Genomic DNA, 10991 nt, shown 5'->3' with positions numbered 1-10991 from the left:
GGAGCTGGATCAGATGGGATGGCGGAAGGCGGCCATCACGGGTGTCGGTGTCAGCCGTCAGGGGAAGTTTCCCGACGAGACTCCGAATTCGCTCGCGGCAGAGGCTTTCGTGGCGGCACTCGACGATGCGGGTCTGCGCCGTGAAGACATCGACGGCCTGCTCACGATGCCCGGTACGAAGTCACCGGAAGGCGCCAAGCACTATCTTGCGCTCGGCGAGCTTCTCGGCATCAATCCCGTTCTCACCGGTAGCCTTTCGATGGGCGGCGCGACAGCGGGTGCACTGATCCAGCAGGCCGCGTTGGCGATCGAGGCCGGGATGGCGACGACCGTGGCCTGCGTGTTCGGCGACACCGCCAAAACCGGCGGCAGCCGCTTCAACGCCGACGCCGGAACCGAAGGCGACTCCTGGGGCATCTGGGGCATGTTCGGCAACGCGGCCAACAGCGCCTTCGGAGCCCAGCGTCACATGGCGCTGCACGGCACGACGAGTGAACAGCTCGGCTGGATCGCCGTCACCACGCGCAAGCATGCGTCGATGAACCCGGCCGCGATCATGCGCAAGCCCATCACGATCGACGATCACCAGGATTCCCGCATGATCGTCGACCCCTTGCACATGCTCGACTGTTGCATCATCTCCGACGGCGCCGTCGCGATCATCGTCACGTCCGCTGAGCGCGCGAGGGACAACGCCAGCACCCCGGTCGACGTGTGGGGTATGGGTCAGGGGCACACGCTGGTCAAGCTCGGCACCCCCGACTGGTGGTATCTGCCGCACCAGGCGGATTGCATCAGCCGCGCCTACCGCATGGCAGGGGTGTCGCCCGACGAGATCGATGTCGCCCAGTTGTACGACAACTTCACCATCTCGGTGCTGTTTTGGCTGGAGCACGCCGGCTTCTGCAAACCCGGTGAGGCCGGCCCGTTCGTCGAGGGCGGCACGCGGATCACGTTCGGTGGGGAATTGCCGATCAACACCGCGGGCGGCAACCTCTCGGAGTCCTACATGCAGGGTTGGCTGCACGTCGTCGAAGGCGTCAGGCAGATCCGCGGCGAGTGCGGGGAGCGTCAGGTCGACGACGCGCAGCTGTGTCTGGTGACCGGTCGCGGCATGACGCTCAACACCGCGAGCTGCCTGATCCTCGGAGGTGACCGATGACGAGCGGATTCATCAAACCCGAACTCACCGACACCAATCGTGGATTCTGGGACGGGGCTGCCGAGGGCGTGCTCGCCCTGCAGCGTTGTGACGACTGCGCCGAGCTGCGTTATCCGCCCGCACAGCGCTGTCCGCGATGCCTGAGTTCCGACGCCACCTGGCAGCCGATCTCCGGGCGCGGAGAAGTGTTGTCCTACGTCGTCATCCACCAGCGGTATCACGCCGCGTGGGCGGACCGGGTGCCCTACAACGTCGCGCTGATCCAGCTCGCGGAAGGCCCCAGGATGATCAGCAACGTCGTACCGCTGGACCGACCCGACGTATCGGTGGGCATGCCCGTGCAGGTGGTGTTCGACGACGAGGACGGCCTGCGAGTCCCACGCTTCATCGGTGTCGACGAGGATCCCGCCGCCTACGGCAACCCAGCAAAACCCCAAGGAGAGCAATGATGTCCGACCACTCGCGTGTCGTCGACGGCAAGCCCGTACGGATGGTGCCCTACCGCGACTCGGCGAACGGCGAGATGCCGGTCGTGCCGCGCGACACCCGCCAGTGGCTGGCCCGCGCCGCGGCGATGGGCGAACTGCGCGTACTCGAAGGCGTCGACTGCGAGCGTGGCATCGGTGAGATCACCGAGATGCTGCACCACGACGACGACGCGCCCGCCGTCCTGTTCGACAACATCCCCGGCTATCCCGCGGGCTACCGCATGCTGGTGAACACGCTGTCGCGGCGCAACCGGCTCGCGATGACCATCGGCCTTGACGAAAACACCTCCGCCGCAGGCGTTGTCGATGCGTGGGAGCAATGGCTGACCGACGTCAAGCCGCTGCCCGTCAACGTGGTCAGTGAAGGGCCGATCACCGAGAACATAGATACCGGCGACGACGTCGACCTGCTGAAGTTTCCCACGCCGCTGTGGCACCAGGAGGACGGTGGTCGCTACATCGGCACCGCAGTCGCCGTCGTGACCCGCGACCCCGACACCGGCGTCGTGAACTACGGCACCTACCGCGCGATGATCCACGACCGCAACCACACCGGCCTGTACATCTCCCCGGGTAAGCACGGCCGCGCGCACCAGGAAGCATGGATGTCGCGCGGCGAACCGATGCCGTGCGTGATGCTCGTCGGCCTGTCCCCACTGCACTTTCTCGGTGCGGCCCTGGAGATCCCGGAAGGCGTCAACGAGCTCGAGTGGCTCGGCGGAGTCACCGGCGAGCCGGTGGACTGCATCGAGGGCAAGCTGACCGGGCTGCCCATACCAGCCGGTGCCGAAATCGCCTTGGAGGGCTACGTTCTGCCCGACGAGAAGCGCCTGGAGGGGCCGTTCGGTGAATGGACCGGCTACTACGCGTCGAAGGAGCAGGAGCAGCCGGTGTTTCGGGTCGACGCGGTCTATCACCGGAACGATCCGGTGATGCTGGGCTGTCCACCGCAGAAGCCGCCATACGAGGGGCAGAAGTTTCAGCAGTACGGGCGCAGCGCCAATCTGCGGCGCGAGTTACGGGCGGCCGGCGTGCCCGACGTGGTGGCGGCATGGACTCACAGCGTCGGTGGGTGCCGGTTGTTCAACGTGGTCTCGATCAAACAGCGCTATGCCGGGCACGCCACTCAGGCCGGCCTGGCGGCCGTATCGTGCCGCCAGGGCACATATCTGGGCCGCGTCGTCGTCGTGGTCGACGAGGACATCGACGTCACCGATCTGCACGAGGTGATCTGGGCGGTGTGTACTCGCCATGACCCCGAGCGCGATGTGCAGATCATCAAACGCACCACGAGCGGCAACCTGGACCCGGCCATCGAACCCGGCAAGAAGGGCTACAACAGCAGGCTCGTGATCGACGCGACCCGGCCGTTCGAATGGCGCGACAAGTTCCCCGACCCGATCGGGCCCAACCCCGCCGAGAAACTCAAGGTCCGTGAGAACTGGGACTGGATCCTGCGGAGCAACGCGTGAAATTCGGTCTGGCGCTTGCGAACAAGGGGCATGGTGCGGGTCCGGAGTCTTTGGATGCCGGTGGGTCGGCCGCCGAGCGGTTCGGCTGGGACAGCGTCTGGGTGACCGATCACCTGTTCGTCCCGAACGGGCCGGAGGCCGCCGAGTACGGGTCGATGCTCGAGGCGCTGACCGCGCTGACCTACGTGGCGGCGCGCCATCAGCGGGTACGCATCGGAACCAGCGTCGTGGTTCCCGCGATGCGCGACGCCCCGTTGCTGGCCAAGGAACTCGCCACGATCGACGTCCTCAGCGGCGGCCGGTTGGTGGTCGGCATCGGTGTCAGCGACAAGGGCGATCTGCCCGAGTACACGAACCTCGGCAAGGCCGAGCGGTTCGGTCGCCGCGGCGCGTACCTCGACGAGGCGGTCGCGTTGTGGCGCCACCTGTGGTCGGGCCGCACCGACCGGTTCGAAGGCGAGTTCCACACGTTGAGCGACTACGTCTTTCAACCGTTGCCCGCACAGGGCGCCGCGATCCCGGTGTGGTGCGGCGGGCGCAGTGAGCGGGCATTACGCCGCACCGCCGAACTCGCCGACGGCTATCACGCCGCCCAGACCGGGCCGGCCGACCTCGCCGCCCGGGTACCGCGACTGGCCGAGTTGACGACGCGACTCGGCCGCCGGATGCCGACACTGTCCGTACGCGCCCGTGTCGAGTTCGGACCGTCGACCCGCAGTGTCTACACGCTGCACGGCACCGAGCAGGACATGCTCGCCGAAGTGGAAGCGTTCGCCCGGGCGGGGATCGACGAGCTCATCCTGGTGTTCGACGCGGTGCGGCCCGACGACGTCACGCAGGCCGTACAGCGTTTCCACCGGTCGGTCGTCGAGCCGTTCCGCGAGCGTGCGGTGGCGGGAGCGCTGTCCTCGTGACTGAGGTCGAGACCGAGCTCAGCCGCTTTGTGGCAGAGACGAACTGGGACGCATTGCCCGAGGCGATCCGCAACCGGGTCAACGACATCTGGGCCGACACCGTGGCCAACGCACTGGCCGGTCGGCGAGCGGCGAACACGCCCGCCGTGGAAAGTCTGGCGGCTCGACTGACCGGCCCCGGCGACAGCGTCGTCATCGGTGGCGCCTCGTCCTCAATGACCGGGGCGGCACTGATCAACGGCTTTCAGATCACCGCCTTCACGATGTGCGACGTCTACCGGCCCGCGCTGTGTCACATCACGCCGGAGGTGGTACCCGTCCTACTCGCACTGGCCGATGACGGTCGTGACCTGCTGGTGGGGCTGGCCGTCGGTTTGGAGCTCACGGCACGGCTCGGACTCGGGCTGGATTATCCGACTTTTCGTGGCCGCGGTTGGCATGCCCCCGGTGTCATCGGCACCATCGGCGCGGCGGCTGCCGGCGCCAGGGTGCTGGGACTCGACCACCGCCAGATCCGAGCAGCCATGGGTCTCGGCGCGAGCCAGGCGTCGGGAACGTTCGCCGCGCTCGGCACCGCGGCGGTGAAGTTTCATCAGGCGCGCGGTGCGGTGTCGGGATTGTGGGCGGCGCTGTTCGCCGCCGACGGATTGGGCGGCAGCCAACGTGGGCTCACCCATCCCGACGGCGGTGTGCTCACGACCTACACCGACGGCGGCCGACCGGATCTGATCCTCGACGGTCTGGGAGAGCGGTGGGAGCTCGAACAGATCTCGCTGCGCCGCTGGCCGGCCGCGAGTTCACTGCAGTCGCTGGTGGCCGGGCTTCTCGACTTCACCGACGTCGGTACCGAATCCGTTCGATCGGCCCAGCTCGAGTTGCCGCCGTCCTCGTACGCCATGTGCGCCGAGATGGGCTGGGAAGACGAGCTTTCGGCGATGCAGTCAGCGCGCTACGTGACCGCGGCGGTACTGGCCGACCGGCGCTGCTGGACCGAGCAGTTCAGCGCCGAACGGCGCGTGGACCCGGCCATCAACCAATTCGCGTCCGACGTCTCGGTGCGCCAGGGCACCGATCTCCCGCCCTCCGGCGTGCGCATCCGCCTCACTCGCACCGACGGCACGGTGGTGGAGACCACGCGCGACACCGCGCCGGGAGAGCCGTCCGACCCGTTGACTCGCCCGCAGATCATCGACAAGCTGCAAGCGGCCGCAGTCACCACGCCGGTGAGCGGCGGAGACCTCGTACGCGTCGTCTACGCCACCGACGGGTGTGATGGCGCGTCGGTGCGGGCGGCGCTGTGCGCGCCAACCGCGGAGAGGAGCGAGCGTGAGTACGCACAGCAGCACTGAACCGAAGCTGCCCCAGCCGGTCGCCGACCTCGTGAACGGCTCCGATCTCGACCACAAGCTCGGGCACACCTTGCAGCTGGTGACGGTCGACGACGCGGGCTGGCCTCGGCTGAGCCTGTTGAGTGTCGGTGAGGTACTTGCCGGCCCGGGTGATGACATCCGACTGGCGCTGCACACCGGCAGCCGAACCACGGCCGCGCTGACGCAGTCCGGAAAAGCTCTCATCACCGTCGTGCTCGGCCCGACCCACTACAAGATCCACCTCGCGCTGACCCGGATGAACCCCGACGGCGCCGGTCCGCTCGCGTTCTTCTCGGGGAGCGTCGTGCACGTGGACGAAGACCGCGTCGGTTATGCCGAGCTGACGTCCGGTATCACCTACCGTCTCAATGAACCCGTCGATGTGCTCGCGCGGTGGACGCGGCAGATCGATGACCTGAGGTCGCTGCCATGACCACCGGGCGGCGTCGGCGCGTCATCGTCGGTATCACCGGCGCAAGTGGGTCCATCCTGGGTATCCGGATGCTCGAGCGGCTACGAGAACTCGACATCGAATCCCATCTCATCATGAGTGCGTGGGGTGCCCGCACGCTTGAGCACGAAACCACTTGGACCGCGGCCGAAGTCAGACAACTGGCGGACTTTACGCACAAGCCGGGCGACCTCGGGGCATGTGTATCGAGCGGTTCCTTCCACACCGACGGCATGATCGTCGCACCGTGCAGCATGAAGACGCTCGCCGGGATTGCCTGCGGCTATACCGAGGATCTCGTGGCACGCGCGGCCGACGTCGTGCTCAAAGAACGCCGCAGGCTCGTGCTGCTCGCGCGGGAGGCCCCGCTGAGCGAGATCCACCTGGAGAACATGCTCAAGCTCGCCCGGATGGGTGTGTCGATCGTGCCGCCGGTGCCCGCGTTCTACAACCGGCCGAAAACCCTTGACGAAGTGGTGGATTACATTGTCACCCGCGCACTCGACCAGGTCGGCATCATCTCCGAGGAGGCGCCCCGCTGGGAGGGGAACATGACGAAGCAGCGCCCGTGACGGCAGAACCCGAGCGCTACCCCGAGCAGCGGCTGCGCGCCGCGACCGTCCGCTCGCGGTTGATGCTCGAAGTGGCCTCGACGTTGGCGGGAGATCCGGATTGGCCGGCTCACGAAGTCCGCGTCGACATGCGCGCGCCCGGTGGTGAGCGCTGGTCCGCGTCGCTATCGGGCAGTGACGGCACCGATGCGGTCGACGCGGTGCTGGAGCGGCGCAGCACCTTCGCGATCGTCAATCCCGCCACGGCGATCACGTCGGCATTGCTCCGCCGACCGGGCACGACGGGCGACGAGCTGGCCGCGATCGCCACCGTGCCGTCCTACGATCAGCTGGGCCTGGCCGTGCCGGCCGGACTGGGTGTGCACACGCTGTCCGATCTCGTGGAAGCCCAACCGACGCTTACCGTCTCGTTGCGTGGCAACCGACCGAACCATCTCGTGCACCAGGTGATCGACGATGTGCTGGCGGCCGCCGGAATGTTGTTGGACGATCTCCGGTCCTGGGGCGGTGTCGTGCGATATGACGACGGGCTGCCGCACAAGGCCACTCGTATGGGCCTGCTGCGTGACGGTGTCGTCGACGCCATCTTCGATGAGGGCATCTACAACTGGGCGGAACCGGCCGTCGAGGCGGGGCTGCGGCTCCTGTCCATCCCCGACGACGTCATCGCGAAGTTGTCCGCTATCGGATACCGGCCGGGAGTCCTTACCACCCAGCGGTTTCCGGCGCTCGACGCCGACGTCCGCACCATCGACTTCAGCGGCTTCCTGATTTTCACCCGCACCGATACCGACGATTCGACGGTGCGCAGATTCTGCACTGCGCTGCTGGCCGCACGGGACCGGATCGGCTGGCAGGGCGGGTCCACCTTGCCGCTCGAGCGCATGTGCGCCGACGCGATCGACGCGCCCGTGCCGATCGCGTTTCACCCGGCTGCAGCCGAAGTCTGGCGCGCGAACAACATCGTCTGAGCAAGAAACGCAACTTCGTTGAGTCCCCGCCCCATTGCGCTCATCACCGGCTCATCGCGCGGTATCGGTTTCGGTATCGCTCGTGGCTTGATCGCGGCCGGATATGACGTGGTGCTCAACGGCCGCACCGAGAGCCAATTGCGCTCCGGCAAGCAGCAACTTGAGGAAATTGGCGGCACCGCACACGTCGCGACGTTCGACGTCGCGGACGCCGATGCGGTGCAAGCGGCCGTCGAGAACATCGAATCCGGTGTCGGACCGATCGAGGCACTGGTCAACAGCGCCGGCGTCGTCACCCGCACGCCGCTCATCGACCTGAGCCTCGAGCAGTGGAACCGGACACTGGAGGTCAACCTCTCCGGGTGCTTCGTGGTGAGCACGTGCGTCGCGCGGGGCATGATCGTGCGGGGGCGCGGAAAGATCGTCAACATCGGCTCGGTGCAGTCGGCACTCTCGCGCGGTGGGCTGGGCGCCTACGCCGCCAGTAAGAGTGCGCTCGCGAGCCTCACGCGCACGATGTGCGTCGAGTGGGCCGGCCACAACATCCAGGTGAACGCGCTGTCGCCGGGCTATGTCTTGACGGACATGAACGCCGAGATTCGTCAGGACGAAACCCTCGATGCGTGGGTGGTGGGGCGGACACCGGCGGCCCGCTGGGGCACCGTGGCCGATGTGGTCGGGCCTGCGGTGTGGCTGTGCTCGGAGCAGGCGGCGTTCGTCAACGGGCAGACGATCTATGTGGACGGCGGCATCACCGCGGCCATTTGACTGCCGCAGACGATCCCCGAGCATGCACGATAATCGGTTGGGCCGGTGGGTACGCTCAGTTCGAAGTGATGGAGTCCGCTATGTACCTGCCCCCGAAGTTCGCGTTGACCGCCGAGGAGACCGCCGCCGCGTTGGAACAGGCGGGTTTCGCGCATCTGGTCAGTTATGCGTCGACCGGTCTGGTCGTGACCCCGCTACCACTGCTGTATGACAGCGAGCGGCATTCGCTGGTCGGCCATGTCGCGCGGGCGAACCCGCATTCGCAGGCGGCGGATGCGGAGTCGGTGGCTGTCTTCGCCGGGCCGCAGGCCTATGTCTCGCCGGGCTTCTATGCGACCAAGGCCGAGACCGGCAAAGTGGTACCGACGTGGAACTACGAGGTTCTCAACGTGTACGGGCGCCTGGAGGTGCACGACGACCCCGAGTGGGTCCTCGACATGGTGACCAAGCTGACCGACCGGCATGAGCAGGACCGACCGGAGCCATGGCGGGTCAGCGATGCACCGGAGACGTTCACCCGGGGCCAGCTCAACGCCATCGTTGGAGTGGAGTTGCCCGTCGAACGCGTCGAGGCAAAGGCCAAGATGTCGCAGAACCAGCCCGCACGTAACCGGGCCGGCGTGATCGCCGGGTTGGCGACGTCGGATTCGCCGTCCGATCTGACGGTGTCCGAACGCGTCGCCACGCTGAACTCCGACCACTGATCGTCGCTCGGCAGGCCGCTCGCCCCAGTTCGCCGTAAACTGGCTAACAGAGCCGGTTTTGCTGGCTGCAGGGTGTTGAAACGCAAAGTGAATGGCGGGTAACAGAATTCCGTCGTTAGCGTTACGCAGTGAGAGAGGTAGCCGCAAAGGTGGACGAGTTCGATCGCCACGTACTCAATTTCGTCCTGACCTGGGCACCGTTCGGCGGACACACCGACGACGACGCGTTTCCGGAGTTCGGCATGAGCGCACATCAGCTGTGGACCCGGTTCGCGGAGGTCACCGATGCCGCTGAACTGCAGCTGTCGGAACTCGGTGAGTGGGACGCGCTGCTGGTGAACCGTGCCCGTCAGGTCCTGCTGACGCAGCGGCGCACCGCGGGGTAGCGCGGTAGCGTGGTGGCGGGAGGTGAGCCGCTTGACCACCAAACGAGACGATGCCGACCGCAGCGAGAAAGAGCTCTTCGAAGAGTCTCTGCGCGAGCACGGTCAGCTAGCCCATGCGGAGTCCGACGAGCTGCCGCCGGGCGCCACCCACGAGGAGACGACCGACGAAACCGGTGAGCGCACGGTGCGCCGGAAGCGGATGTCAGCGTTCTGAGCGGGCGGCGCCGCACGCGAAGCGGACCCGTTGAAGCTCCTGCTTGCGTCCGCGCTTTCTGACCGTGTGCGTCGTAACAGTTGCGCTCTTGTCCGGTGCCTTGACGGCGCGCTTCTTGGCCGCGGGCGCGGCACCGAAATCGACCTGATCGTGTTTCACCAGGCTGCCGACGAAATCGAGCACCTCCGACGACGCCGCACCGGCACGCGGTGCCGTCATGAGCGCCGCGGCCCCGCCCGAGTCGCCGACCAACGCCACCGAGTCGACGCCGGCGACCACGCCCCGTAGCCGCTTGTCGACCTTGTCCAACGCCACCTCGTCGTGGATGGTCACGTTCGCCATGGTCGCCCCGCCGAGCTCCACGAGGCTCACGCTGGCGGCGGCCCTGGCACCGGCGCCGACGCGGCGACGCAGATCGCTGATCGTCGCCCGTTCCAGCGATACGCCATCGGGGCTCAAGGTTGGCGAGCCGCCGGCGAGCGGAAGCTCGGGGGCCAGGAACGCTTGCGCCCCAAGCGCGATGCCGTGATCGAAGAACGCCTTGCCGATGATCTGGCTGTGCGCGCCGTCGTTGAGCGTGTTGTCGGCGAGCACCATCGCCCGCCCGAACGCCCGGAAGAACCGCGGCACCGCAGGTGCGGTGCGGGCGGCTTCGTAGACGAGGGCAGCGGTCGTCTTGGTCGCCTTCCACAGCCCGGCCGCGGTCTGTCGATCGCCCGCGACGAAGATTCCGCGCAGGACGTCGTAGAAGCAGCCCGAGATGATGCGGCCGAGGCTGTGGACTTCGGCGATCATCACGTCGGGCCCACCGGATTGCGGCATGGTCTGCGGCAGCTGCCATTTGAAGGTGTTGAGGGCCCGCCGCGGCTTGGCCGCAGAGAAGTTCGCACCGAACAGATGCCGGGCGGTGTCGGCGAGGTCCTCGGTGATCGCCTCGACGAAGTTGGGTTCACTCAGATCCGGAGATACATCGAGCAGTGCCTTGCGCGTCGGTTCGTCGCGCAGCGCGGTGAGGATCGAGGTGATGTCGCCGAACGCTTCGTGAAAACTGCCCACTTCCAGCAGGTTGACGAACCACAGATCCGGGCGCAGCGCGTCGAGTACGCCGTGTCCGACCTCGTGGGCCACCACATCGGTGCTGGCGCCGGTGAACGTCGTGCCGCGGCCGTTGCTCGCATGGAAGAACGACAGGCTTTCGCGGTCGTAGTAGGCGTTGACCTCCTCGCCGGCGTCGGGGATGAGCATCAGCGCTGCGGGGTTCACCGCCTCCTGCGCCCAGGACGTCAACGGCTCGCCGAGCACTTCTTCCCAGGCCTCGACCGCCAGGATCGCCGCCTGACGGGCTTGCCACGCGACGAAATCCGGGTGGCCCGGATCGAACGTGCCCTCCGCGGCGTTGCTTGCCACCGTGATCCCGGCGGCGCCCGCGCCGCGATCCGGGCGGGCGGCCACGCGGCGCATGGGGATGACGTCTACGACGAGCGGATCGTTCGGAATGAAGTTGATCATGTCCACTCCT

13 protein-coding genes are annotated in these 10991 nt (G+C 67.1%); 12 read left to right on the top strand and 1 reads right to left on the bottom strand.

What is annotated here, in order from left to right; translation table 11 throughout:
• Positions 1-13: 13 nt before the first annotated feature.
• The 12 genes from ACOI2T_RS33365 to ACOI2T_RS33310 all read left to right on the top strand — a co-directional run bounded on the left by ACOI2T_RS33365 (position 14) and on the right by ACOI2T_RS33310 (position 9472).
• A complete protein-coding gene (locus ACOI2T_RS33365; protein WP_409505161.1) occupies positions 14-1162 on the top strand; it encodes a thiolase family protein in 1149 nt (382 codons plus the stop codon).
• Entirely contained in the window at positions 1159-1611 is a 453-nt protein-coding gene (locus tag ACOI2T_RS33360; protein ID WP_409505160.1) for a Zn-ribbon domain-containing OB-fold protein, read from the top strand. The genes ACOI2T_RS33365 and ACOI2T_RS33360 overlap by 4 nt, the downstream gene beginning before the upstream one ends.
• The gene (locus ACOI2T_RS33355; RefSeq protein WP_421875219.1) at positions 1608-3122 is read left to right on the top strand and encodes a UbiD family decarboxylase; all 1515 of its coding nucleotides are present in this window, start codon (positions 1608-1610) and stop codon (positions 3120-3122) included. Before ACOI2T_RS33360 ends, ACOI2T_RS33355 begins: the two co-directional genes overlap by 4 nt.
• Positions 3119-4036, top strand: coding sequence for a TIGR03619 family F420-dependent LLM class oxidoreductase (locus ACOI2T_RS33350; protein WP_409505158.1), 918 nt, complete (start codon positions 3119-3121; stop codon positions 4034-4036). The genes ACOI2T_RS33355 and ACOI2T_RS33350 overlap by 4 nt, the downstream gene beginning before the upstream one ends.
• A complete protein-coding gene (locus ACOI2T_RS33345; RefSeq protein WP_409505157.1) occupies positions 4033-5385 on the top strand; it encodes an MmgE/PrpD family protein in 1353 nt (450 codons plus the stop codon). The genes ACOI2T_RS33350 and ACOI2T_RS33345 overlap by 4 nt, the downstream gene beginning before the upstream one ends.
• A complete protein-coding gene (locus tag ACOI2T_RS33340) occupies positions 5363-5839 on the top strand; it encodes a hypothetical protein (RefSeq protein ID WP_409505156.1) in 477 nt (158 codons plus the stop codon). The genes ACOI2T_RS33345 and ACOI2T_RS33340 overlap by 23 nt, the downstream gene beginning before the upstream one ends.
• On the top strand, positions 5836-6429 hold the full coding sequence (locus tag ACOI2T_RS33335; protein ID WP_409505155.1) for a UbiX family flavin prenyltransferase: 594 nt from the start codon (positions 5836-5838) through the stop codon (positions 6427-6429). The genes ACOI2T_RS33340 and ACOI2T_RS33335 overlap by 4 nt, the downstream gene beginning before the upstream one ends.
• Positions 6426-7400 (top strand): TAXI family TRAP transporter solute-binding subunit, encoded by a 975-nt coding sequence (locus tag ACOI2T_RS33330; RefSeq protein WP_409505154.1) that lies wholly within the window; start codon positions 6426-6428, stop codon positions 7398-7400. Before ACOI2T_RS33335 ends, ACOI2T_RS33330 begins: the two co-directional genes overlap by 4 nt.
• An 18-nt stretch (positions 7401-7418) precedes the next feature.
• On the top strand, positions 7419-8168 hold the full coding sequence (locus ACOI2T_RS33325; protein ID WP_409505153.1) for an SDR family oxidoreductase: 750 nt from the start codon (positions 7419-7421) through the stop codon (positions 8166-8168).
• Positions 8169-8248: 80 nt separating this feature from the next.
• Complete coding sequence (locus ACOI2T_RS33320) at positions 8249-8872, top strand: FMN-binding negative transcriptional regulator (RefSeq protein WP_067857743.1); 624 nt, start codon at positions 8249-8251, stop codon at positions 8870-8872.
• A gap of 128 nt (positions 8873-9000) precedes the next feature.
• Positions 9001-9258: a hypothetical protein gene (locus tag ACOI2T_RS33315; RefSeq protein ID WP_409505152.1), complete on the top strand. Its 258-nt coding sequence runs from the start codon at positions 9001-9003 to the stop codon at positions 9256-9258.
• A gap of 31 nt (positions 9259-9289) precedes the next feature.
• The gene (locus tag ACOI2T_RS33310; RefSeq protein WP_409505151.1) at positions 9290-9472 is read left to right on the top strand and encodes a hypothetical protein; all 183 of its coding nucleotides are present in this window, start codon (positions 9290-9292) and stop codon (positions 9470-9472) included.
• On the opposite strand, the gene ACOI2T_RS33305 is transcribed toward ACOI2T_RS33310, so the two are convergent.
• Positions 9461-10981 carry a gluzincin family metallopeptidase gene (locus tag ACOI2T_RS33305; protein WP_409505150.1) on the bottom strand — a complete coding sequence of 507 codons (1521 nt, stop codon included), beginning with the start codon at positions 10979-10981 and terminating at the stop codon, positions 9461-9463. The genes ACOI2T_RS33310 and ACOI2T_RS33305 overlap by 12 nt on opposite strands.
• Positions 10982-10991 lie beyond the last annotated feature (10 nt).

Origin of the sequence: Mycolicibacterium wolinskyi str. Jessa 2025, assembly GCF_049241375.1 — a bacterium.
Classification (GTDB): domain Bacteria; phylum Actinomycetota; class Actinomycetes; order Mycobacteriales; family Mycobacteriaceae; genus Mycobacterium; species Mycobacterium wolinskyi.
Note: the sequence above shows the minus strand (reverse complement) of the source record. Positions and strands in the feature narration are given on the sequence as shown.

Excerpts from the sequence above, each read along its gene's own strand:
- ACOI2T_RS33365 (WP_409505161.1), top strand. The coding sequence starts at position 14 with ATGGGATGGCGGAAGGCGGCCATCACGGGTGTCGGTGTCAGCCGTCAG.
- ACOI2T_RS33360 (WP_409505160.1), top strand. The coding sequence starts at position 1,159 with ATGACGAGCGGATTCATCAAACCCGAACTCACCGACACCAATCGTGGA.
- ACOI2T_RS33355 (WP_421875219.1), top strand. The coding sequence starts at position 1,608 with ATGATGTCCGACCACTCGCGTGTCGTCGACGGCAAGCCCGTACGGATG.
- ACOI2T_RS33335 (WP_409505155.1), top strand. The coding sequence starts at position 5,836 with ATGACCACCGGGCGGCGTCGGCGCGTCATCGTCGGTATCACCGGCGCA.
- ACOI2T_RS33320 (WP_067857743.1), top strand. The coding sequence starts at position 8,249 with ATGTACCTGCCCCCGAAGTTCGCGTTGACCGCCGAGGAGACCGCCGCC.
- ACOI2T_RS33305 (WP_409505150.1), bottom strand. The coding sequence starts at position 10,981 with ATGATCAACTTCATTCCGAACGATCCGCTCGTCGTAGACGTCATCCCC.